This window comes from Streptomyces xanthochromogenes, from assembly GCF_014650455.1.
Lineage (GTDB): Bacteria > Actinomycetota > Actinomycetes > Streptomycetales > Streptomycetaceae > Streptomyces > Streptomyces xanthochromogenes.
This window is the reverse complement of sequence record NZ_BMUZ01000002.1, coordinates 44,697-66,547: the sequence shown is the minus strand read 5'-3', so window position 1 is coordinate 66,547 and position 21,851 is coordinate 44,697. Positions and strand designations below refer to the sequence as shown.

The following is a 21,851-nucleotide window of genomic DNA, read 5'->3' as shown; positions in this document are numbered from 1 at the left end:
GGCCGCCCCGCCCCCGCATACGGTCCTGGTGCTCAACCCGCGTACGGGCGGGCCTCCTTGGCGTCGCGCAGAGCCTGCGCCCACCACGCCACCTGGTCGAGCATCTTCTTCACGGCCGCGTCCGCCTGGGAGGGTTCGCGGTGCTCGCCGTCCTCGTCGAACAGGCCGTGCACGTGCGGGAAGCTGACGGTGTCCCGCACGGTGACGGCGTGCAGCTCGGCGAAGACCTGCCGCAACTGCTCGACGGCCCGCAGACCCCCGGAGATCCCGCCGTACGAGACGAAGCCGACGGGCTTGGCCTGCCACTGCACGAAGTGCCAGTCGATCAGGTTCTTCAGGGAGGCCGGGAAGGAGTGGTTGTACTCGGGGGTGATCACGACGAACGCGTCGGCGTCCGCCAACTTGGGCGTGATGAAAGCGAGTTGGGCCGCCACGGCGGGAGACGGGTCACGGGAGAGGGCGGTGGGCAGTTCGGTGTCGGCGAGGTCGAGCACCTCGATGTCGAGGCCGTGGTGTTCGCGGGCCCGGGCGAGGAACCAGTCGGCGACGACCGGCGCGAACCGGCCCTCGCGGTTGGAGCCGATGACGACGGTGACCTTCAGAGCGGCCTGTTCGGCCGTGGTGATGTCCATGCCCAGAAGGATTCAACCTCAAGGCAACTTGAGGTCAAGCCCGGTCGAGCCCCCAACAGTGGCGCGGGGCCACCCGGGGGCACCCGGGGCCACCGGAGTCACCGGGGCCACCGGAGTCACCGGCTCCGGCGAACTATGTTGAGGTCCATGACACTTCCGTACGTCGAGATCGACGGCCGTCCCGCCGATGCCGAGAACCTGCTCGTCCCCACGCTGACCGGCGCCTACGGACACTTCACCGCCCTGCAGGTGCGCGACGGACGGGTCCGCGGACTCGCCCATCACCTGACCCGCCTCGACCGGGCGACCCGCGAGCTGTTCGGGCCCGGCCTGGACGGCGAACGGGTCCGCTCGCTGATAGCGCGCGCCCTCGCCGCCTGCGGCGCGTCCGACGCGGCGGTACGGGTCTATGTGTACGGGCCGGCCGACGCGCCCACCCCGATGGTCGTCGTGCGCGACCCCGTCGACATGCCGTCCACCACCCAGTCGCTGCTCTCCGTGCCCTACGAGCGCCCGGTCGCCCACATCAAGCACCTCGGCGGCTTCGCGCAGGCCTACTACGGGCGGCTCGCGGAGCGCCGGGGGTTCACCGAAGCCCTGCTGACCGGGCCGGGCGGCGTCGTCGCGGAGGGCGCGGTCACCAACATCGCCTTCTGGGACGGCACGTCGGTGGTGTGGCCGGACCGTCCCGCGCTGCTCGGTGTCACCAAGGCGGTCCTCGAAGAGCGGCTCCCGGCGTACGGCCTGACGTCGGTGCACCGCGAGGTGACCCTGGACGGCCTCGATGCCTACAGCGCCGCGTTCGTCACGAACTCGCGCGGGATCGCCCCGGTCGGCCGGGTCGACGAGCGCGAGTTCGCGGTCGACGCGGAACTGATGAAGAGGGTGTGGCGGGCGTTCGAGGAGGCCCCCTGGGACGTGATCGACCCGGGGTGAGGCCGGAGGGGAGGTTCGGCGGAAGAAGGCGATGCGAGGACGTACCCGGTCCATCGACGGGTCACCCGTACGGCCCGCCCGCCGTCACTCGTTCGCCCCCCGCCGAGGGGCGCGGCGGCCACCGGCCCTCTTAGGTCGAAGGCAGAAGCTCTGCCCGCGTCCCCGGAGGATCCATGCGTACAGCCCGACTCCTGACCAGTGCCCTGCTGGCGGCCGCCGCCGCGCTGGGTCCGGCGGCGTCGCTCGCGTACGCCAACAACGATCCGGGCGCGGCGGGGTCCCTCGAACTGTGGCCGACCAGCGCGTCACCGGGCGCCACGGTGACCGCAAACACCACGGCCTGCGGGTCGGCGGGGCGCGCCACGGGCGACGCGAACGCAGTGGGCGCGGGCGACTTCCAGCTGACCACGTCCACGCACAAGGAAGTGCTCGCCGGCCAGTTCCAGGTCGCCTCGCACACCAAGCCGGGCAGCTTCCGCATCAAGGTGAGCTGTGAGAACGGCAAGACCGTCGAGGCGCAGCTCACCGTCGCGGCGGGTGGTGGCGACCGGGACCACGAGCGGTGGGGCAAGGACGGCCAGGGGGACGGCCAATGGCACGGCCAGGGGAACAAGGACCCGTGGTCCAAGGACAAGCCGTGGGACGGCGGCGGCCAGTGGACCAAGGACAAGTCCTGGGACACGAACGACCGGAGTGACCAGTGGGGCCGCGACAAGTCGTGGGACGGCCACGACCCGCACGGCCATGTGAAGACCGGCGTCGGCGGCAGCATCCGCCCCGACACCACCTTGATCGCGGCGGGCGCGGCGGTACTGACCGCGGCCGCCGTGGGCGGCACCTGGCTGCTGCGTCGCCGGGCGAGCGGCACGCAGGGCCGGGGCTGACCGCCCTTGTCGACCCCTGCCGCACGTCGCAACGCGGCCTGGCTGATGGTGGTCGCCGCGTTCGCCGGCCTGTGGCTGGTGGAGCGGGGCTTCGACTCCGTGGAGCCGCCCCGGCCCTCCGCCGCCGAGGCGTTCACGGGTGGCCCGGCCTCGCACCGCGGCGGCCCGGCCAGCCGGAGCCCGGCCGAACTCCCGCCCGCCGGGGCCCTGTCGGCCTCCGAGCCCGTACGCATCAGGATTCCCTCGATCCGGGTGGACGCCCCCGTGATGCGGCTCGGGCTCGGCCCCGACCACGGCCTGGAGGCGCCACCGCCGGGGAACACGAACGTGGCCGGCTGGTACAAGGACGGCACTCCCCCCGGCGTCCGCGGCACCGCCGTCATGGCGGGCCACGTCGACGACGCCCGGGGCCCCGCCGTCTTCTACGCGCTGGGCGCCCTGAAGAAGGGCAGTCGCATCGAGGTGACCCGCAAGGACGGCAGCACCGCGGTCTTCGACGTCGACGCGGTCGAGGTGTACGACAACGACGCGTTCCCCGACGCCAAGGTGTACGGCCCCGCCACCCGCCCGGAACTACGCCTGATCACCTGCGGCGGCTCCTTCACCAAGGCATCCGGCTACCAGGCCAACGTAGTGGCCTTCGCCCACCTGACAGCAGCAGTCCCCCAGCCCCAGCCCCGCCCCCTCTGACCCCCCAGAGGCCACACGATCCCCCCCGGCACCCGGACGCCCCGGGGGCGCGAGGAACGGCGCGAGCAACCACCCACGGCCCGCGGCCGTAGCCGGGGTTGAAGGGGCGCTGGGAACTGCCCGAACGGCCCCGCCCGGCCCGCACACGGAACCGGGGCTGAAGGGGCGCGGGGAACGGCGCAGAGCCAGATGCGGCCCGCACCGATGAACTCGCCCCCGCAGCGGAGCGCCTACGCGTTCCACTGGTCGAACCCAAGCTTGGCCACCAGCGAGAAGACCACCACCAGCAGCACCCCCCGCACGAACTCGCTCCCCTTGCGCAGGGCCATGCGCGCCCCCAGCATCCCCCCGGCGAGGTTGAACACCGCCATGATCCCGGCCAGTTGCCACATCACATTGCCCTGGTAGGCGAACATCGCCAACGCCCCCGCGTTGGTGCAGACGTTCACGATCTTCGCCGTGGCACTCGCGGTCACCAGATCGAGATGCAGCACGGCCGTGAGCGCAAGGACCAGGAACGTACCGGTACCGGGCCCGAAGAGCCCGTCGTACAGCCCGATCCCACCCCCGACCAGCACGATCGCGGTGACCGTACGGGCCCGGGTGACCGGCTGCGCGCCCGCCCCCGTACCGAACGCGGGCCGGAACATGACGAACCCGGCGACGCCCAGCAGCACCACCAGGATCACCGGCCGCAGCACCGCGCTGCTGATGCCCGCCGCGAAGAACGCGCCCGTCATGGAGCCCGCGAGCGCCGCGAGCCCGATCCGCACCGCCGTCCTCACCCGCACCGGCGCCCTGCGCGCATAGGTCACCGCGGCACCCGACGTACCGACGATGGCGACGGCCTTGTTGGTCCCGAGGACGTGGGCCGCCGGCACGTGCGGCAGCCCGAGCAGGAGCGCGGGGAGCATCAGCAGCCCACCACCGCCGACCACCGCGTCGATCCACCCGGCAGCCCCCGCGGCCAGGCACAACACGATGAGCACGGTCAGCGATATGTCGGGCATGATCGCGACTTTAAGGAGCGGCGGCCCGGTGCGTCCATTACTTTCCGGATGCTTGAGCGAGATCTGAGCCGGCGGCGCTCGGAGCCCGGTCGGGGGCGGGCGGCGCGGCCGGGGTGACGGCGGTGGCCAGGAAGGTCGCCGCCAGGGCGCTGGCGGCGGTGAGACCCGCGGCGAGCCGGCGCCGGGCGCGGTCGAGGGGGACGGGGGTGGCGCACTTGCGGTGACGGGCCATGACGGGTCGATTCCTCGGGGCTCGGTTCCTGGGGCGGGCGGGGCCGGAAACTGGGGCGAACACGAAGGCGGATGTGAAGGCGGACGCCGGCTGTACGCCGCGGCGGGGGCTCAGAAGCTGAACTGCTCGGTGTGGATGTGCTGTTCGGGCACACCCGCCCTGATGAGCGAGGCGGTTGCCACGGCCGCCATCGGGCCGGGCCCGCACAGATAGACGTCGTGCTCGGCCAGATCGGGGACGAGGTTGCGCAGGGCCTGCGGCGCGAGCGGGTCGAAGGACGCGTCGGAGGGGCCGAGCAGATAGTGCAGCGCGGCGCCGCGCGCAACGGCAATGGCCTCCAGCTCGTCGCGCAGCACCAACTGCGCGGCGTTGCTCGCCCGGTAGAGCAGGGTCAGATCACCGGGCGCCGCGGGCAGCGTTTCGAACAGGACCCGCATCGGGGTGATCCCGACCCCGCCCGCGAGGAGCAGCACCTTGCGGCGGGTACGGCGGTGCGCGGTCATCGCACCGAAGGGACCGGTGGCCAGAACCCGGGTGCCCGGCCGCAGCCGCCGCATCCGCCGGCTGTGCACACCGAGCGCCTTGACGGTGATCCGAACGGTGTCGTCCCTGACCGGCGCGGACAGCGAGAACGGCAGCGAGGTGTGCCACAGCCTGCGCTGCACGAACCGCCAGCGCAGGAACTGCCCGGGCTCGGCGCGCAGCGCGTCAAGCCCGGTGCCGCGCATGACGACGGAGACGACGTCGGGGCTCTCGTCACGCACCTCGACCACCCGCAGACCGTGCCGCAGCGCCTGCCGCACGGGGACGACACCCCGGTACCAGACGATCAGCACCGCGACCGTGGCGTGCAGCATCGCCCAGGCCCACACGGTGAGCGGACTGCCGGACACATCGGGGCCGACGAGCTGATGGGCGAAGGCGAGCGCGGCCCCGAGGTAGGTGAGGAAGTGCAGGGCACGCCAGGTCTCCTGGGAGATCCGCGCCCGCGCGGCCCGCACCGAACTCACCCCGGCGGCACCGAGCGCCAGCGTGCCGAAGGCCGCGGCCACAATGCCTCCGTAGCCCAGCAGTTGGCCCGTCGCCCGCAGCAGATCGGTGCCGGTGTACGCGGCGTATCCGCACAGCGCGAGCACCACATGCGCACCGACGAGGCTCAGGACGTAACGTCCGCCGAGCGAGTGCCAGCGGGCGAGCCGGTCGGCACCGACGCCGTGCTCGACCGCCGGTACCCGGGCCATGAGCAGCAGCATCACCAGGATTCCGTAGCCGGCGAGCAGCCCCGACAGATGGGCCGCACCGGCGAACAGTGCGTCCAGGCGCGCGGACGGCTCGGCCTGGCTGCCCCACAGCAGGCTCACCGCTCCGGCCCCCGCGACCATCCCGCGCCGCATGACCCGGGGCCGGATTCGAAGTGCCCGCACCGGAACCGCCTCGGCCACCGGCGCCGCCGCCTCCTCCTCGACGACCTCCCGCGCGGGGCCGCTGTGCTCCGGATTCGGCTGCGGTGGTTCCCATGGCGGGGGCGGTCCGCTCGCGAAGGCCGGATTCGGATCGGGCGGGCAGCTCGGACGCGTCGGGTAGGTCGGAAAGGTCGGCCGAGCCTGCTGGGACTGCTCGGCGAGCTCGGCGAACTCGGGCTGGGCGGGTTGACCGGGCTGGGCGGGTTGGTCGGGTTGCTGGGACTGGTGCGCGAGATAGGCGGACAGCGCTGGGTACGCGGCAAGCTGCGGGTCGGTGGCCTCGATCGTCACGCCCGGCAGCCTAGGTCGGCCGGACCGCCGAAAGGCCCTGGTCAGAGGCTGATTCGGGATCCTTAAGGTCCCCTTGAGGATGGGCTGACCGCCGATTAAGCCGGGCCGGTCGGGTCAGTCAGGTCAGGTCAGGTCAGGTCAGCGTGCGGACCGGTCCAGGTAGCGCAGCACCGCGAGCACTCGCCGGTGCCCCGACTCGGACGGCGGCAGGTCCAGCTTGCTGAAGATGTTCGCGATGTGCTTCTCCACCGCCCGCTCCGACACCCCGAACCCCTCGGCAATGGCGTGGTTGGTGCGGCCCTCCGCCATCAGCCCCAGCACTTCCCGCTCACGCGGGGTGAGTGCGTCCAGCGCGGCGGCCCGCCGGCTCGCGCCGAACAGCTGGGCCACCACCTCCGGATCCAGCGCGGTACCGCCCGTGGCCACCCGCTCCAGCGCATTCACGAACTCGCCGATGTCCACGACGCGTTCCTTCAGCAGATACCCGACCCCCGCCCCGCCGTCCCCGACGAGCTGCTCCGCGTACTTGGTCTCCACGTACTGCGAGAAGATCAATACCCCGGTGCCCGGAGCCGTCCGCCGAATCTGCACGGCCGCCCTCAGCCCCTCGTCCGTCTGCGTCGGCGGCAGCCGGATGTCCACCACCGCCGCGTCCGGCCGGTGTTCGGCGACCGCGGCAAGGAGCGCCTCGGCATCCTGGACCGCGGCCAGCACCTCCACTCCCCGCATCTCAAGGAGCTGCACGAGCCCGTCGCGCAGGATCGAGGAGTCCTCGGCGATCACGACCCGCATGAATGACCCGCCCCTTTCTCGGTGTTCCGCTGTTGTCGATGTGCCGCTGCCGTGTTGTGGGTGGGCCACTGCTGTCGGCGTTCGCGCCGCTCATCGCAAGGGCAGCAGCACGCTCACCACCGTAGGCCCTCCAGGCGGGCTGTCGCAGTTCAGCGAGCCGTCCACGGTACGCACCCGGGCCCGCAGCCCGGCGAGCCCACTGCCCGCGCCGACCACCGCTCCCCCGCGCCCGTCGTCCTCGACGGAGAGCAGCAGGATCTTCGCGTCGCCGTGCACCGTGACCCACACCTGTGAAGCCCCGCTGTGCTTGGCCGCGTTGGCCAGCAACTCCGCCGTGCAGAAGTAGGCGATGGACTCGATCGCGGGACTCGGTCTGCCCTCGATCCCGCAGTGCACCCGCACCGGCAGCGCACTGTCCGCCGCGAGCGTGGCGAGCGCGGTGTCCAGCCCCTGGTCGAGGACGGGGGGATGGATGCCCTTCACCAGATGCCGCAGATCGGCGACGGCCTGCTTGGCGTTGCCCTGCGCCGTCTCGACCACTTTGAGGATCTTGTCCTGCTCGGCGCCGCCCGCCACCAGCTCGCGGATCATCGTGAGGTGCATGCCGAGGCCCACCAGCCGGGCCTGGGTCCCGTCGTGAAGGTCGCGTTCTATACGGCGCAGGGTGGCCGCCGCGTCGTCCACAGCCTGGGCCCGGGTCTCCTCCAGTGTGCGGATGCGCTGGTCCGCCCGGTCCGGCCCCAGCAACGCGCCGAGCAACAACCGGTGCGGGACCAGGGCGTGGCGGACCAGCCACGGCGCCACGTACAGGAGCAGCAGGCCGACGGCGAAGGGCACCAGCCATCGCGGCCAACTGTCGAACTCCACGCCCCCCACCTCCAGTCCCACATGCCGTACGGAACCGTCGGGCTCCGTGACGGTGAAGTTGTTCCAACGCTTGAGCAGGGGATGCAGGGTCAGCAGCACCCCGTTCACGTAGCCGACGTAGAAGGCGCCGATCGGCAGCAGGGCGGTCAGCGGGGCCACCAGGGCGCATGCCACCGCCCGCCAGCCGGCTCGTCCGCCGAGCAACGAGCGCCGCCAGTCGAACACCCCGCTCGTCTCCGGCTGCTCCGGCGGGTCGATCTCCAGGCCCAACAGGCGCCTGGCCAGGACCCGTTGAAGGTCCCCCAGGGCGAGGGCGGCCCGTAGAGCGGCGGCGATGAGCCAGAGCCCCAGCGCCGTCCACGACAGCACCGCTCCGATCAGCAGGACCGCGACGACCAGGACGAGGCCGGCCAGGGCGAGGGGCAGCGCGATCAGCGGGTAGAGCGCGGCGCGGGCGACCGGGCCGCGCCGCTCCCGTCGGTAGGGGAACTCCCAGGAGCCCGGAAGGCGCAGGCGGTGCATGAGCGACAACCCTAGGGGTGGGCCGGTCAGAGCTGGTGGATCACCGGTATGGACAGGAGCGCGCAGAGCGCGGTCACTGCCAGCGCGATCCCCGTGGCCTTGAGCAGCCCCGCCCGGTCGGCTCCGAGGAAGCCCTCGACCAGGCGGGCCTGAAGCAGGGTGAACCCCTTCATCACCCAGGGCGTGATGAACAGGAACGACAGGCCTCCGCCTATGCCGTGCACCGCCCACGCCCCGGCCATCGTGGGGCCGCCCCAGGCCTGGGTCGGATCGCTGTCGGGCCGCAGCGGGTAGGCCAGGTTGATGACGACGACCGTCCAGAAGTAGGCCGACACCGTGAGCGCCACCAGGTTGAGCGGCAGGCTGATCACGGCATGGGCCAGGGCGAGCGGGCCGGTGCGCCGGGGCTCCGCCACCTCCACGCCGAGCAGTCGCCGGGCGAGCCCCCGCTGGATGCGGCCCGCCGGGCCGCCGACCAGGGCTATGGGGACGCACAGGATGCCCACGGGCAGGGCGAGCAGGAGGTAGGCGAGCCGCAGCCAAGTGGCGGCCGTGAACGGCTCCCGGAGTATGCCCTTCCAGCCCGCGCGGGCGGCATCGCGGTGCCGGGCGTGCTGGTCGGTCCCGGCCGGGCTCGCGGCCGTGGCAACCGGGCCGGAAGCCGCTTCGGCCCGGCCCCTGCCGGTGGTGGCCGAGCGGCCCGGGTCCGCCACGGGGCGGGCCGGCGTGTGGTCGGGGGCGGGGGCGGGGTGTCGCTGCGCGAGGTCCATGCGTCAAGGCTCCCGCCCCGAGCCCGCCGTTTCGATCGTGCCAGCACGGATCTTCAAGGTTCGGTTTACCCCACCCCCGGGCCGGCTCACCGCTCGCCTCGCCCCCCGGCCTCACCCCTCGCCTCCCGCCCTGCTGAGCGCAGCGTTCCCCCGTCGAAACCGGCGGGATGCGACCGGGTAACAGCCGCCGCGCACGCTGGGCCCACGAGTGCGGACATCCGTGCCGAGCGGCGGCGGCACGGCGGGCGCCGGTCCGGCCGGGCCCGTCCCGGTGGCCGGCACCGGCGAGGAGGACCGCGCCGCACCACCCACGACCGGAGGTTCCTGACGTGCCCCACGAACACCTTTCCACGATCGTGGTCGTCGGCCACGGCATGGTCGGCCAGCGCTTCCTGGAGGCGCTCGCCGAGCGCGGCGCGGCCGGCCGGACCCGGGTGGTCGTGCTGTGCGAGGAGCCCCGGCCCGCCTACGACCGGGTCCGCCTCACCTCCTACTTCACCGGCACGACGCCGGACGAACTCGGCCTCGTACCAGCCGACTTCATGCGTCGTAACGCGATAGAGCTGCACATCGGTGACCCCGCAGAGTCGATCGACCGGGCCGCACGCACCGTCACCGCCCGCTCGGGGCGCACCTTCCCGTACGACACGCTCGTCCTGGCGACCGGCTCGTTCCCCTTCGTACCGCCGGTGCCCGGCAAGGACCTGCCCGGCTGTTTCGTCTACCGGACGATCGAGGACCTGCTCGCCGTCGAGGCCTACGCCAAGACGGCGACGACCGGCACCGTGGTGGGCGGCGGACTGCTCGGCCTGGAGGCGGCCGGCGCACTGAGCGGGCTCGGACTCGACACCCACATCGTGGAGTTCGCGCCCCGGCTGATGCCCGCGCAGGTCGACGAGGGCGGCGGCGCGGCCCTGCTCCGCACCATCGAGAACATGGGTCTCACCGTGCACACGGGGGTCGGCACCCGGGAGATCACCGCCGACGACGACGGTCACGTAAGGGGAATGACACTTTCTGACAGCTCTCATCTGTCGACCGATCTGGTGATCTTCTCTGCCGGAGTCCGCCCCCGCGACCAGCTGGCCCGCGACTGCGGTCTCGCGGTCGGCGAGCGCGGCGGCATCGTCGTCGACGCGCAATGCCGCACCAGTGACCCCGCCGTGTTCGCGATCGGCGAGTGCGCGCTGGCCGCCGACGGCCGGGTGTACGGCCTGGTCGCACCGGGCTACGACATGGCGGAGACGGTGGCCGACACGATCGTCGACACGGGCGAACGCGCCTTCACCGGGGCCGACTTGTCGACGAAACTGAAGCTGCTCGGGGTGGACGTGGCCTCCTTCGGCGACGCGCACGGCACGGCCGAGGGCTGCCTCGACGTCGTCTATTCCGACTCCCGTTCCGGGGTCTACAAGAAGCTGGTCGTATCCCGCGACGGCGTACTGCTCGGCGGCGTACTGGTCGGCGACGCGGACGCGTACGGCATGCTGCGTCCGCTCACCGGGCACGTGCCGCCGGTCGCCCCCGAGCAGCTCGTGCTGCCCGCGGGGCTCGGCGGCCCGGCCTTGCTCGGCCCGGAATCGCTGCCGGACGACGCCGTCATCTGCTCCTGCCACAACGTCACCAAAGGCGCGATTTCCGCCTGCTCCTCGCTTCCCGAGGCCAAGCAGCGCACCAAAGCCGGTACGGGGTGCGGGAGTTGCGTCAAGACGATCGGAACGCTTCTGCCCCGGTCCGGCGATGGCGGCCTGTGCGGCTGCTTCGCCCGGACCCGCCAGGAGCTGTACGAGATCGCGCTCGCGCTGCGCATCTCCAGCTTCACCGAACTCCTCGACGGACACGGCCGCCCGGCGGCGCGCGGCGGCGAGGGCTGCGAGATCTGCAAACCGGCCGTCGCCTCGATCCTGGCGGGCCTCGGCAACGGGCACATCCTCGATGGCGAGCAGGCCGCGCTCCAAGACACCAACGACCACTTCCTCGCCAACTTGCAGCGCAACGGCTCCTATTCGGTCGTACCACGCATCCCCGGCGGCGAGATCACCCCGGACAAACTCATCGTGATCGGCGAGGTGGCCCGGGACTTCGGCCTCTACACCAAGATCACCGGCGGCCAGCGCATCGACCTCTTCGGCGCCCGCGTCGAACAACTCCCGGCCATCTGGGCCAGGTTGGTGGAATCCGGCTTCGAGTCCGGGCACGCGTACGGAAAGTCGCTGCGCACCGTCAAGTCGTGCGTGGGGCAGACCTGGTGCCGCTACGGGGTGCAGGACTCGGCGCGGATGGCGATCGATCTGGAGCTGCGCTACCGCGGCCTCCGCTCACCGCACAAACTCAAGTCGGCGGTCTCGGGCTGTGCCCGGGAATGCGCCGAGGCCCGGTCGAAGGACTTCGGCGTGATCGCCACGGCCGGCGGCTGGAACCTGTACGTCGGCGGCAACGGCGGGGCGAGCCCCCGCCACGCGGACCTGCTGGTCCAGGACCTGACGGATGACGAACTCGTCCGGCTGATCGACAGATTCCTCATGTTCTACATCCGCACCGCCGACCGCCTGGAGCGCACCTCGGTCTGGCTGGAGCGGATCGAGGGCGGTCTCGCCCATGTCAGGGATGTGGTGGTGGACGACTCGCTCGGCATCTGCGCCGAGCTGGAGGCCCTGATGGCCGCGCATGTGGCGGGCTACCGCGACGAGTGGGCCGAGACCCTCGACGACCCCGAGCGGCTCGCCCGCTTCGTGTCCTTCGTGAACGCGCCCGGCGCGCCCGACCCCTCGATCCGGTTCGTCCCCGAGCGCGGCCAGATCAAGCCCGAACTCCCCCTCCTCACCTTGGGAGCCACCCGATGACGACGGTCCAACTCAGGCTGGAACAAGGCTGGTTCACGGTCTGCGCGACCGCTCGCCTCGCCCCCGGGCGCGGTGTCGCCGCCCTCCTCCCCGACGGCCGCCAGGCCGCCGTGTTCACCGACCGGCGCGGCCGTACGTACGCGATCGACAACCGCGACCCGTTCACCGGGGCCTACGTCCTCTCCCGCGGGCTGCTCGGCTCCACGCCGGAGGGCCGCCCCTACGTGGCCTCGCCGCTCCTCAAGCACCGCTTCGACCTGGAGACGGGGGTCTGCCTCGACGACGAGACGCAGACCGTCCAGACTTACTTGACCGGACGTTCCAGTTGGTTCTAGGGTCCTGGTGTGGCCAGGACCAAGGAATTCGACCCGGACGCCGCGCTGCAGTCGGCCCTTGAGCTGTTCTGGCAGCGCGGCTACGAGGCGACGTCGATGGCGGACCTCGTCGAGCACCTCGGCATCGGCCGCGCCAGCATCTACGCGACGTTCGGCAACAAGCACGAGCTGTACCTGAAGGCCCTCGACCGCTACGCCGAGAACCGCGACCCCGTGCTGCTCGCCGAGCTGTCCGCCCCCGGACCGGCGCTGCCCGCCGTGCGCGGCGTGGTGCGGCGCTTCGCCGCCGAGTCGATGGTCGACGGCTCCCGCCTGGCCGGCTGTTTCGTCACCAACACCGCGGCCGAACTGGCCTCGCACGACAGCACCGCCGCCCGGCGGGTCGAGCTCAGCTGGCAGCACATCGAAACCCTGCTGCACTCCGCGCTCGTCCGCGCCCAGGCCCAGGGCGAGCTGCCCACGAGCCGCGATCCGCGCGGACTCGCCCGGATGCTGCTCGTCTTCCTCCAGGGCGTACGAGTGGTCGGCAAGGCATCGGGAGAGCCGGGGCGGGTACGGGACGCGGCCGAACAGATCCTGACGTTGCTCGACTGACGCCCGGCGAGCGATATCTGACATCGCGTTGACAGTTTTCCCTTTTCCCTTTTCCAACCACTCCCCCACCACCATTCCCCCCCCGTTCCCCTGCCCCTGCCCTGCCCTGCTCTGCTCTGCTGCCTCTGCCCTGCCCCTCCCTGCTCCGCCCTCTTCTTCCCTCCCTCTCCTCCCACGTTTCACATCCCTCGATAACAGAACGATTGGTCAAGAATATGTCTGCTCGTTTCACGCACAAGACCGTTCTCGTCACCGGTGCCGGTTCCGGTCTGGGCCGGGCCGTCGCGCTCGCCTTCGCCGCCGAGGGCGCGCGGGTCGCCGTCGCCGGGCGAACGGCCGCGTCCCTCGACGAGACGGTCGCGTTGATCACCGAGGCGGGAGGCGAGGCGGCCGCGTTCATCGCCGACGTGTCCCAGTCACCCGCCGTGCGCGCCCTCGTGGCGGACGTGGTCGAGCGGTTCGGCTCCCTGGATGTCGCCGTCAACAACGCCGGGGTGTTCCGTGGCGGCGCACCCCTCGTCGAGCTGTCGGAAAGTGACTGGCAGACTTTGATATCCGTCAACGTCACCGGCGTCTTCCACGCTCTCCAGGCCGAGGTCGCCCACATGCGCACCCAGCAGTCGGGCGGCGCCATCGTCAACATCGCCTCCAACCTGGGCGCCCACCGCCGCGCCCCCGGCCTTGCCGCGTACATCGCGTCCAAGGCCGCCGTCAGCGCGCTGACCAGGGGCGCCGCCCTCGACCACATCCAGGACGGGGTCCGCATCAACGCGGTGAGCCCGGGCCCGCTCGCCACCAGCATGTCGCTGCGGCCCGGCGAGAGCGAGGCCGAGCGGGCGGTCCGCATGAAGGGGGTCCAGCCGCTCGGCCGGGTTTCGACGACCGCGGAGGCGGCCGCGGCGGTGCTGTATCTGGCGTCCGACGACGCCGCCTCGGTCGTCGGCGCCGACCTCGTGGTCGACGGCGGTGCCTCAGCCTGAGTCCCCATCCGACCCCACCCCGGCATACCCACCGGTACGGTGGGGGCATGACTCAGGGCTGGAGCGCTCAGGACATCCCCGATCAGAGCGGCCGTACGGCCGTCGTCACCGGGGCGAACAGCGGCATCGGGCTCGTCACGGCGCGGGAGTTGGCGCGTCGGGGCGCACGCGTGGTGCTCGCCTGTCGCAGCGAGGCGCGCGGCCGGGAGGCCGAGGAGCGCGTCCGGAGCGAAGTGCCGGACGCGCGGGCCGAGTTCCGGACGCTGGACCTGGCCGATCTCGGCTCGGTGCGGGACTTCGCGGCGGAGCTTCCGTACGAGCGGCTGGATCTGCTGATCAACAACGCGGGTGTGATGGCGCTTCCGTACGGGCGGACGGTGGACGGGTTCGAGACCCAGTTCGGCGTCAACCACCTGGGGCACTTCGCGCTGACCGGGCTGCTGCTGCCCCGGCTGCGGGCGGCCGCGGCGGCGCGGGTGGTGAGTGTGTCCAGCGGGATGCACGCGTTGGGCAATGTCGATCTGCGCGACCTCAACAGCGAGCGGCGCTACCGGCGTTGGGTCGCCTACGGTCGGTCCAAGTCGGCGAATCTGTTGTTCATCCACGAGCTGGCACGGCGACTCGGGGCGGCGGGCTCGGATGTGGTCGCGGCGGCCGCGCATCCCGGTTATGCCGCGACCAACCTGCAGACGCAGGCGGTCCGGATGGAGGGCCGCCGCCGGGCCGAGCGGCTCGTGGAGCTCGGCAACCGGATCATGGCGCAGCCGGCCGAGGCCGGTGCGCTGCCCACGCTGTTCGCGGCGACGGCGCCCGGGGTGCGGCCGGATTCGTTCACGGGGCCGTCCGTGATGATGTGGCGCGGGTCGCCCGCCAAGTCCTGGCGGGCGGGCTGGACGTTGAACGACGTCGCCGGTGAGCGGCTCTGGGCGGCTTCGGAGCGGCTCACCGGCGTGGCGTACGGGGCTGCGTGACGTATGTAGGGGCTGCGTGACGTACGCGGGGCTCTGTGGCGTCGCCGGGGTTCGTGACGTCGACGGGGCCGGCTGGCGCGAGGCCGCCGACGCGACGCCGGGGTCTGCGACGAACGAGGGGGCGTTCGGGGTGCTCAGGCGTTGACCGCGGCCGGGTCCATGTACATGACCTCCCAGTGATGCCCGTCCGGGTCCAGGAAGGAGCGGCCGTACATGGGCCCCTGTTCCATGGTCTCCTGGGCGGGCGCGCCGCCGGAGGCGAGGGCGGTGTCGACGAGGCGGTCGACCTCTTCGCGGCTGTCCGCGCTGAGGCAGACGATGGACTCGACGGTGGTGGCGGTGTCGGCGATCTCCCGCTGGGTGAAGCCCTTGAAGAACGGCTCGGTGAGCAGCATGGCGTAGATCGTGTCGCTGATGACCAGGCAGCCAGCGTTCTCGTCGGTGAACTGGGGGTTGAAGGAGTAGCCCAGCTTGCCGAAGAAGGTCTTCGAGCGTTCCAGGTCCTTCACCGGCAGGTTGACGAAGATCATGGTGGGCATGTCGTGCTCCCTCGTGGGTGATGGCCTTGCTTACGAGGGGTAGACGGCGGCCGTCCCGGGAACTCATCGCCGGGCCGGGATTTCTCTTTCGGCCCTCGACGCCGCCCGCGCCCCCTGCACCGCCTGCACCGCCCGCACCGCCCGCGTCAAGAGTGCGTATGGATGCGGGGGCCGCCCGACAAAGGGGCGCCAAGGGGGGCCGGGAGGTGGCCGGGCGGGTCGCACGCTGGGCGCATGCTCACCACGTCGAAGGCCGTCGTCAGCGACGCCGCCCCCGAAGAACCCCCTGGAGTGGTCGACCGGCATCGGCTGACCGCGACGCAGGGTCTGGCCGCGCTCTCCCTGGACGCGATGGCGTCGGTGGCATACGGACCGGAGGCGGTGGTTCTGGTCCTCGCGTCCGCCGGTGCGTACGGGCTCGGCTTCACGTTGCCGGTGACGTTGGCCATCGCCGGGCTGCTGGCGGTGCTCGTCGCCTCCTACCGGCAGGTGATCGCGGCCTTCCCGAACGGCGGCGGTTCGTATGCGGTGGCGCGGCGGCATCTGGGGGCGCGGGCGAGTCTGGTCGCGGCGGCGTCGCTGATCCTGGACTACGTCCTGAACGTGGCCGTCTCCGTGACGGCGGGCGTGGCGGCGCTGACGTCGGCGTTCCCGGGGCTCTACGGCGACCGGCTGGTCATCTGTCTCGGGGTGCTGGTGCTGGTCACGGCGGTGAATCTGCGCGGCATCGTCGATTCGGCGAAGGCGTTCATCGTGCCGACCGCGGTGTTCGTCGCGGCGATCCTCGCGATCGTGGTGGTCGGTCTGTTCCGTTCGGTGCCCGCGTCCACCCATACCGCCGACGGACATGCCTCGGTGCTGGCGGGGAACGCGACGGGGGTGGGGGCCCTGTTGCTGCTCAAGGCCTTCGCGGCGGGCTGTTCGGCGCTGACGGGGGTCGAGGCGGTCGCGAACGCGGTGCCGTCGTTCCGGGCTCCGGCCGCGCGGCGGGCTCAACGCACGGAGGTGGCACTCGGCGGGCTGCTCGGGATCATGCTGATCGGGCTTTCGGTCCTGATCGGCCGGTTCCATCTCCAGCCGGTGGAGGGGGTGACCGTGCTGGCGCAGCTCGCGGACGCCTCGCTGGGGCACAACTGGGCTTTCTACGTGGTGCAGTTCGCGACCGTGGTGCTGCTGGCGCTCGCCGCGAACACGTCCTTCGGCGGGTTGCCGGTGCTGATGTCGCTGCTGGCCCGGGACAACTATCTGCCGCACGTCTTCGGCCTCAAGGCGGACCGGCAGGTGCACCGGCACGGGGTGCTCGCGCTGGCGGCGGTCTCGGCGGTGCTCCTGCTGTTTTCCGGCGGTGACACCAACACGCTGGTTCCGCTGTTCGCGATCGGTGTGTTCGTCGGCTTCACCATCTGCCAGACCGGGATGGTGCTCCACTGGCGCGGGGAGAGCGCTCCGGGGCGCCGTTGGAAGGCTGTCCTCAATGGTTTCGGCGCGGTTCTGACGGGGGTCGCCGCGGTCGTGGTCACGGCCACCAAGTTCGCCGAGGGTGCCTGGCTGATCGTGATCGCGCTGCCGCTGCTGGTGCTCGCCTTCGAGGCGGTGCACCGGGCGTACGGGCGGATCGCCGAGCGTCTGGACCTCGGCCGGGTGCCCGAACCGCCGCGCCGGGACCGGTCGTTGGTGATCGTGCCGGTGTCGCATCTGTCCCGGCTGACCTGTGAGGCGCTGAACGCGGCCGTGTCGCTGGGCGACGAGGTGCGGGCGGTGACGGTGAGCCATCCGGACGAGGAGGACCGCCGGGACATGGAGGCGCTGCGCCGCGACTGGGAGCTGTGGAACCCGGGCGTCGAGCTGGTCGAGCTGACGTCGCAGCACCGGAGCCTGGGGCGTCCGGTCGCCGACTATGTGCGCCGCGTGCACACGTACCATCCGCGGACCCGGGTGACCGTTCTGATACCGGAGGTGGAGCCGGCGCACATCTGGCAGCGGGTGCTGCAGAACCAGCGGGGTGCGGTCCTGGCGCATGCTGTGCGCAGGGACACGGATGCGGTGATCTGCCGGCTGCGGTTCCGGCTGGGCCCGGCCCTCGTGCGCCACGACGCCTGAGCGCGCTCCCGGAGCTGCCCGGCCGGGGGCCTGCCCGGGCGGGCGGCGCACCGGCACTTCTCGGCCGAGTCGGACGTGCGCGGGCCGATGAGGCCGACACACCGTCGCAACACCCCTGTCGTAATCCCCCTGCATGGTTGATCGTTGAGCCGTACAGCGGGATGACAAACAGGGGGCGTACGCCATGACGATCAGCCGCCGGACACTGCTCGCGAGCGGGGCCGCACTGGGCCTTCTCACGGCGTGCGGCTCCAACACCGGCCGGGACGAGGGCAGTTCGCCGGACGGGAAGGTCGCGCTCGGCCACTGGTACCACCAGTACGGCGAGGCCGGGACCGAGGCGGCCGTGCGCCGCTATGCGGCCGCGTACGACCGGGCGAAGGTCAACGTCCAGTGGCGGCCGGGCAATTACGACCAGCAGACGGCTGCCGCGCTGCTCACGGATTCCGGTCCGGACGTCTTCGAGGTCAACGGGCCGACGCTGGACCAGATCCGGGGTGGCCAGGTGGTCGACCTGACGGCGCTGCTCGACGGCGTGAAGGACGACTTCAACCCGGCGGTCCTCGCGCCGAAGACGTACGACGGCAGGATCTGGGGCATCCCCCAGGTCGTCGACACGCAGTTCCTCTACTACCGCAAGAGCCTGCTCGCCGCGGCGGGTGTGCAGCCGCCGGTCACGCTCGACCAACTGGTGGACGCGGCAAGGGCGTTGACGCGGAACAAGGTCAAGGGGCTCTTCCTCGGCAATGACGGCGGGGCGGGCGTGCTGGGCGGTACGCCGCTGTACGCGGCGGGGCTGAGCCTGGTCACCGCCGACGGCGCGGTGGGTTTCGACGATCCGTCCGCCGCCCGCACGCTCGGCAAGCTCCACCAGTTGTACGCCGACAAGTCGCTGCTTCTCGGTGCTCCCTCCGACTGGTCGGATCCGGCCGCGTTCACCCAGGGCCTCACGGCGATGCAGTGGTCGGGTCTGTGGGCGCTGCCCGCGGTGCAGCAGGCGCTCGGCGACGATTTCGGGGTGCTGCCGTTCCCGAAGGACGGGCCGGGCGGGAAGCCGGCGGTGCCGGTCGGGGCGTACGCCGCCGCCGTGTCCGCGCGCTCGCGGCACCAGGCGGAGGCGAAGGCGTACGTGAAGTGGCTGTGGGTCGAACGGAGCGATTTCCAGGAGGACTTCGCGCTGTCCTACGGCTTCCACATTCCGGCGCGGCTCTCGCTGGCCAGGAAGGCGGCCAAGCTGCGCCAGGGTGCGGCGGCCGATGTGGTGACGTTCGTGACGGACCACGGGTACGCGCAGCCGTTGCTGTGGACGCCGGCGCTGCAGACGGCGTATCAGGACGCGCTGAACCGGATCATCAAGGACGGGGCGAGCCCGGACAGTGAGCTGAAGGCGGTCGTGCGCAGGACGAACGACGAGCTTCAGCGGGTGAAGAAGCGCTGATCGCCGTGCGACGACGTGGTGCGGACAACACCCTGTGGTTCTGGATCTTCGTCGGCCCCTTCGCCGCGGGTCTGGCGCTGTTCACCTATGTGCCCCTGCTGTGGAGCGTCTGGCTCAGCTTCTTCGACGCCCACAACACGGTGTCGCCGACGGACTTCGTGGGGTTCGGCAACTACACGGCGATGCTGCGCGACGGTGCGTTCACGTCCAGTCTGGGAACGTTCGCGGTGTTCTCGGTGTTCATCGTGCCGGCGACGTACGCCCTGTCGCTGGGTCTTGCGCTGATGGTGCACCGGGTCCGGCGGTTCCAGGCCTTCTTCCGGTCGGTGTTCTTCCTTCCGGCGGCCTGTTCGTATGTGGTGGCCGCGCTGATTTGGAAGATGTCGCTGTTCAGCGGGGTCCGGTTCGGGCTCGCGAACACGGTGCTCGGCTGGTTCGGGGTGGATCAGACGGCGTGGCTGTCGACGACGCATCCGCCCTGGTACTGGCTGGTGATCGTGACGGTGCGGCTGTGGCTGCAGGCCGGGTTCTACATGGTCCTGTTCCTGGCGGGGCTGCAGCGGATCAGCCCCCGGCTGTACGAGGCGGCGGCGGTGGACGGGGCGCGGCCGGGCTGGCAGGTGTTCCGGCACATCACGTTTCCGCAGTTGCGCGCCACGTCGGTCGCCGTGGTGCTGCTGCTTGTGATCAACGCGTTCCAGGCGTTCGACGAGTTCTACAACCTGCTCTCCGATGCCCGCGGCTATCCGCCGTACGCGCGGCCGCCGTTGGTTTACCTGTACTACACGGCGCTGGGGCAGGGGCAGAACCTGGGGATGGGCAGCGCGGGTGCGGTGATCCTGGCGTTGATCATCGCGGTGGTGACGGTGTTCCAGGCCCGCTGGTTCGGTCTGGGCCGGAAGGAGGCCGACTGATGGGCGGGTCGCGGAGGGCCGGTGCGGGGCGCGCGCGGCGGCCCGAGGACGCGTTGGTGCGGGTGGGGCGCGCGCTGCGCTGGGTGATCCTGGTGGCGTTGGCGCTGCTGTTCCTGGTTCCCTTCTATCTGCTGGTGCGCAACGGGCTGTCGGCGGAGCGGGACATCACGTCGCCGTCCTGGACGTTCTTCCCGTCGAGCGTGCACTGGTCGAACGTGCGGGAGCTGTTCGACGATCCGGCGGTGCCGATGGCGCGGTCGTTGCTCAACTCGGCGCTGATCGCGGTGGCGACGACGGTGGGCACGCTGCTGCTGGCTTCGCTGGCGGGGTACGGGCTGGCGCGGATTCCGTACCGGTTCGCCAACCAGGTCTTCTACGCGGTGATCGGCACGCTGATGGTTCCGGCGGCGGTCACGTTCGTCCCGAGTTTCGTTCTCGTTTCGTCCCTGGGCTGGGTGTCGAGCTTGCGCGGGCTGATCGTCCCGACGCTGTTCTCCGGGTTCGCGTGCTTCGTCTTCCGCCAGTTCTTCACGGGATTTCCACGAGAGTTGGAGGATGCGGCCCGCGTCGACGGACTTGGATATTGGCGGACGTACTGGCGGATCGTCGTGCCCAATGCGCGTCCGGTCTTCGCGGCGGTCGGCACCATTGTGTTCATCGGTGCCTGGAATTCCTTTCTGTGGCCGCTGGTCATCGGCCAGGACCGGGACGCCTGGACGGTGCAGGTGGCGCTCTCCACCTTCACCACGGCCCAAGTGGTCAACCTGCACGAGCTGTTCGTGGCGGCCGCCGTGTCCATCGTCCCGCTGGTCCTGGTCTTCCTGCTGCTGCAGCGCTACATCGTGGCCGGCGTGGAGCGTTCCGGGATCGACGACTGAGGCGCCTGGCGCGGCCGGGGCACGCGCGGGGTTCCGCCGCACAGCAGGGCGGAGCCGAGCGGGGTCAGCGTATGCAATACGGAGTTGCCGTGCCGCAGCGTGACCAGCAGCCCGGCGTCGCGCAGGACGCCTGCGTGCTGGCTCGCGGAGGCGAGCGATACGCCTGCCCTGCGGGCGAGTTCACTGGTGGTGCAGCCGTTGCCGATGGCCCCGAGGACGCTGGAGCGGGTGTGTCCGACGAGCCGGCCGAGCGAGGTGGTGCGGTCGGGGCCGGGCGGGGATTCGTAGGGCGCCTGGGTGTGGGTGACCGGGTAGACGAGTACGGGCGGCAGCTTCGGGTCGTGGAGGGCGACGGGGGTGCGGCGGCAGAAGAACGAGGGCTGGAGCAGTAACCCCCTTCCGTTCAGGTGGAGTTCGCGGTCCACCGGATAGTCGGCCTCCAGGACGGGGGCGCGCCAGCGCAGCATCGGCGGCAGGGAGGCGAGGAGTTCGCCGGCCCCGCCGTCGAGCAGGGCCCGGCCGCGGGCGGCCCGGTCGGCGTCCACCCGGGTCTGTATGTGGGCCCAGTACGGGGAGACGGCCGCCTGGTGGTAGGCGGCCAACGCATCGGCCAGGCGGCCGAGTTGGGTGGTGCAGCCGTCGGCGAGGGCGGCGGCCCAGCCGGTGGTGGGGCGGCCGCCGGGGAGGCGGGAGAGTTCGGCGTCGAGCCGTTCGGGCCCGGTCTCGCGAATTCGCATCAGCCCGGTGTCGAGGGAATGCGGGCCGTGCGGCGGGGTGAGAAAGTCGGGGAAATACCCCCGGCACGGAACGACTGCGGAGAGCAATCGCGTTTCTCCGCTCAATCGGCCGCGAGTTTCCTGTCGCCATTCACCGAATACGGAGGCGCCCCGCCGGTCCCTCAAACGGTGAAAGCTGAGAATCGTTTCCCACAGCGTGTCGGGACCCGGCGCCATACGGAGCCGGGCCAGATCCTCGCCGGTGAAATGAATGCGCAGCACCGAAACCCCACCTGTCCACTGTCTGCAACCTGTTGCCTTGTTGTTGCATCCGCAATTGATCCCCCGACCGACTCGACTGAGTATGCCTCCCGTCACTGCCCGTGACCACGGGCCTTTCAGCCACAGTTGAAAGGCCTCGCGGAAGGGGTGCCCGGGACGAAAGGCTGTACCT

General features: G+C 71.3%; 21 protein-coding genes. 12 read left to right on the top strand and 9 right to left on the bottom strand.

The window, feature by feature from the left end; genetic code table 11:
• Positions 1-32 precede the first annotated feature (32 nt).
• On the bottom strand, positions 33-632 hold the full coding sequence (locus tag IE267_RS04130; protein ID WP_167153416.1) for an NADPH-dependent FMN reductase: 600 nt from the start codon (positions 630-632) through the stop codon (positions 33-35).
• A gap of 147 nt (positions 633-779) precedes the next feature.
• Between IE267_RS04130 and IE267_RS04125 the strand changes: the two genes are divergently transcribed.
• From IE267_RS04125 to IE267_RS04115, 3 genes are all read left to right on the top strand, one after another.
• Entirely contained in the window at positions 780-1,568 is a 789-nt protein-coding gene (locus tag IE267_RS04125; RefSeq protein WP_229860687.1) for an aminotransferase class IV, read from the top strand.
• A gap of 173 nt (positions 1,569-1,741) precedes the next feature.
• A complete protein-coding gene (locus IE267_RS04120; RefSeq protein ID WP_189762203.1) occupies positions 1,742-2,452 on the top strand; it encodes a GVDTG sorting domain-containing protein in 711 nt (236 codons plus the stop codon).
• Positions 2,453-2,497: 45 nt separating this feature from the next.
• The gene (locus IE267_RS04115; RefSeq protein WP_189762478.1) at positions 2,498-3,142 is read left to right on the top strand and encodes a class F sortase; all 645 of its coding nucleotides are present in this window, start codon (positions 2,498-2,500) and stop codon (positions 3,140-3,142) included.
• Between the two features lie 230 nt (positions 3,143-3,372).
• Here IE267_RS04115 and IE267_RS04110 read toward each other — a convergent pair whose 3' ends face one another.
• The 6 genes from IE267_RS04110 to IE267_RS04085 all read right to left on the bottom strand — a co-directional run bounded on the left by IE267_RS04110 (position 3,373) and on the right by IE267_RS04085 (position 9,089).
• Entirely contained in the window at positions 3,373-4,152 is a 780-nt protein-coding gene (locus tag IE267_RS04110) for a sulfite exporter TauE/SafE family protein (RefSeq protein ID WP_189762202.1), read from the bottom strand.
• Between the two features lie 37 nt (positions 4,153-4,189).
• A complete protein-coding gene (locus IE267_RS04105) occupies positions 4,190-4,384 on the bottom strand; it encodes a hypothetical protein (protein ID WP_161249518.1) in 195 nt (64 codons plus the stop codon).
• Positions 4,385-4,494: 110 nt separating this feature from the next.
• A complete protein-coding gene (locus tag IE267_RS04100) occupies positions 4,495-6,138 on the bottom strand; it encodes a ferredoxin reductase family protein (RefSeq protein WP_229860686.1) in 1,644 nt (547 codons plus the stop codon).
• 138 nt (positions 6,139-6,276) lie between these two features.
• Entirely contained in the window at positions 6,277-6,930 is a 654-nt protein-coding gene (locus IE267_RS04095) for a response regulator (RefSeq protein ID WP_189762201.1), read from the bottom strand.
• Positions 6,931-7,020: 90 nt separating this feature from the next.
• Positions 7,021-8,319, bottom strand: a complete 1,299-nt coding sequence (locus IE267_RS04090; protein WP_189762200.1) for a sensor histidine kinase — start codon at positions 8,317-8,319, stop codon at positions 7,021-7,023.
• 26 nt (positions 8,320-8,345) lie between these two features.
• Complete coding sequence (locus IE267_RS04085; RefSeq protein ID WP_189762199.1) at positions 8,346-9,089, bottom strand: sensor domain-containing protein; 744 nt, start codon at positions 9,087-9,089, stop codon at positions 8,346-8,348.
• A 374-nt stretch (positions 9,090-9,463) separates the two neighbouring features.
• Here IE267_RS04085 and nirB point away from each other — a divergent pair, with 374 nt between their 5' ends.
• The 5 genes from nirB to IE267_RS04060 all read left to right on the top strand — a co-directional run bounded on the left by nirB (position 9,464) and on the right by IE267_RS04060 (position 14,812).
• Complete coding sequence (nirB, locus tag IE267_RS04080; RefSeq protein WP_229860800.1) at positions 9,464-11,932, top strand: nitrite reductase large subunit NirB; 2,469 nt, start codon at positions 9,464-9,466, stop codon at positions 11,930-11,932.
• Positions 11,929-12,267 (top strand): nitrite reductase small subunit NirD, encoded by a 339-nt coding sequence (nirD, locus tag IE267_RS04075; RefSeq protein ID WP_167153402.1) that lies wholly within the window; start codon positions 11,929-11,931, stop codon positions 12,265-12,267. The genes nirB and nirD overlap by 4 nt, the downstream gene beginning before the upstream one ends.
• 9 nt (positions 12,268-12,276) lie before the next feature.
• Positions 12,277-12,861, top strand: a complete 585-nt coding sequence (locus tag IE267_RS04070) for a TetR/AcrR family transcriptional regulator (RefSeq protein ID WP_189762197.1) — start codon at positions 12,277-12,279, stop codon at positions 12,859-12,861.
• A gap of 215 nt (positions 12,862-13,076) precedes the next feature.
• Positions 13,077-13,841 (top strand): SDR family NAD(P)-dependent oxidoreductase, encoded by a 765-nt coding sequence (locus IE267_RS04065; protein ID WP_189762196.1) that lies wholly within the window; start codon positions 13,077-13,079, stop codon positions 13,839-13,841.
• Positions 13,842-13,888: 47 nt separating this feature from the next.
• Positions 13,889-14,812 carry an oxidoreductase gene (locus tag IE267_RS04060; RefSeq protein ID WP_189762195.1) on the top strand — a complete coding sequence of 308 codons (924 nt, stop codon included), beginning with the start codon at positions 13,889-13,891 and terminating at the stop codon, positions 14,810-14,812.
• Between the two features lie 134 nt (positions 14,813-14,946).
• On the opposite strand, the gene IE267_RS04055 is transcribed toward IE267_RS04060, so the two are convergent.
• Positions 14,947-15,351: a VOC family protein gene (locus IE267_RS04055; protein WP_161247907.1), complete on the bottom strand. Its 405-nt coding sequence runs from the start codon at positions 15,349-15,351 to the stop codon at positions 14,947-14,949.
• Positions 15,352-15,585: 234 nt separating this feature from the next.
• Between IE267_RS04055 and IE267_RS04050 the strand changes: the two genes are divergently transcribed.
• The 4 genes from IE267_RS04050 to IE267_RS04035 all read left to right on the top strand — a co-directional run bounded on the left by IE267_RS04050 (position 15,586) and on the right by IE267_RS04035 (position 20,681).
• Positions 15,586-17,451, top strand: a complete 1,866-nt coding sequence (locus IE267_RS04050) for an APC family permease (protein WP_189762194.1) — start codon at positions 15,586-15,588, stop codon at positions 17,449-17,451.
• Positions 17,452-17,635: 184 nt separating this feature from the next.
• On the top strand, positions 17,636-18,889 hold the full coding sequence (locus IE267_RS04045; RefSeq protein ID WP_189762193.1) for an ABC transporter substrate-binding protein: 1,254 nt from the start codon (positions 17,636-17,638) through the stop codon (positions 18,887-18,889).
• A gap of 5 nt (positions 18,890-18,894) precedes the next feature.
• Positions 18,895-19,803, top strand: a complete 909-nt coding sequence (locus tag IE267_RS04040; RefSeq protein WP_229860684.1) for a carbohydrate ABC transporter permease — start codon at positions 18,895-18,897, stop codon at positions 19,801-19,803.
• On the top strand, positions 19,803-20,681 hold the full coding sequence (locus tag IE267_RS04035; protein ID WP_167153389.1) for a carbohydrate ABC transporter permease: 879 nt from the start codon (positions 19,803-19,805) through the stop codon (positions 20,679-20,681). Before IE267_RS04040 ends, IE267_RS04035 begins: the two co-directional genes overlap by 1 nt.
• On the opposite strand, the gene IE267_RS04030 is transcribed toward IE267_RS04035, so the two are convergent.
• Positions 20,639-21,679 carry an ArsR/SmtB family transcription factor gene (locus tag IE267_RS04030; protein WP_161247913.1) on the bottom strand — a complete coding sequence of 347 codons (1,041 nt, stop codon included), beginning with the start codon at positions 21,677-21,679 and terminating at the stop codon, positions 20,639-20,641. The genes IE267_RS04035 and IE267_RS04030 overlap by 43 nt on opposite strands.
• Positions 21,680-21,851: the final 172 nt, after the last annotated feature.

Bases quoted from the DNA above. Each gene is read 5' to 3' on its own strand.
- IE267_RS04130 (WP_167153416.1), bottom strand. From the start codon at position 632: ATGGACATCACCACGGCCGAACAGGCCGCTCTGAAGGTCACCGTCGTC.
- IE267_RS04125 (WP_229860687.1), top strand. From the start codon at position 780: ATGACACTTCCGTACGTCGAGATCGACGGCCGTCCCGCCGATGCCGAG.
- IE267_RS04120 (WP_189762203.1), top strand. From the start codon at position 1,742: ATGCGTACAGCCCGACTCCTGACCAGTGCCCTGCTGGCGGCCGCCGCC.
- IE267_RS04115 (WP_189762478.1), top strand. From the start codon at position 2,498: ATGGTGGTCGCCGCGTTCGCCGGCCTGTGGCTGGTGGAGCGGGGCTTC.
- IE267_RS04110 (WP_189762202.1), bottom strand. From the start codon at position 4,152: ATGCCCGACATATCGCTGACCGTGCTCATCGTGTTGTGCCTGGCCGCG.
- IE267_RS04105 (WP_161249518.1), bottom strand. From the start codon at position 4,384: ATGGCCCGTCACCGCAAGTGCGCCACCCCCGTCCCCCTCGACCGCGCC.
- IE267_RS04095 (WP_189762201.1), bottom strand. From the start codon at position 6,930: ATGCGGGTCGTGATCGCCGAGGACTCCTCGATCCTGCGCGACGGGCTC.
- IE267_RS04090 (WP_189762200.1), bottom strand. From the start codon at position 8,319: ATGCACCGCCTGCGCCTTCCGGGCTCCTGGGAGTTCCCCTACCGACGG.
- IE267_RS04085 (WP_189762199.1), bottom strand. From the start codon at position 9,089: ATGGACCTCGCGCAGCGACACCCCGCCCCCGCCCCCGACCACACGCCG.
- nirB (WP_229860800.1), top strand. From the start codon at position 9,464: ATGGTCGGCCAGCGCTTCCTGGAGGCGCTCGCCGAGCGCGGCGCGGCC.
- nirD (WP_167153402.1), top strand. From the start codon at position 11,929: ATGACGACGGTCCAACTCAGGCTGGAACAAGGCTGGTTCACGGTCTGC.
- IE267_RS04065 (WP_189762196.1), top strand. From the start codon at position 13,077: ATGTCTGCTCGTTTCACGCACAAGACCGTTCTCGTCACCGGTGCCGGT.
- IE267_RS04060 (WP_189762195.1), top strand. From the start codon at position 13,889: ATGACTCAGGGCTGGAGCGCTCAGGACATCCCCGATCAGAGCGGCCGT.
- IE267_RS04055 (WP_161247907.1), bottom strand. From the start codon at position 15,351: ATGCCCACCATGATCTTCGTCAACCTGCCGGTGAAGGACCTGGAACGC.
- IE267_RS04050 (WP_189762194.1), top strand. From the start codon at position 15,586: ATGCTCACCACGTCGAAGGCCGTCGTCAGCGACGCCGCCCCCGAAGAA.
- IE267_RS04045 (WP_189762193.1), top strand. From the start codon at position 17,636: ATGACGATCAGCCGCCGGACACTGCTCGCGAGCGGGGCCGCACTGGGC.
- IE267_RS04035 (WP_167153389.1), top strand. From the start codon at position 19,803: ATGGGCGGGTCGCGGAGGGCCGGTGCGGGGCGCGCGCGGCGGCCCGAG.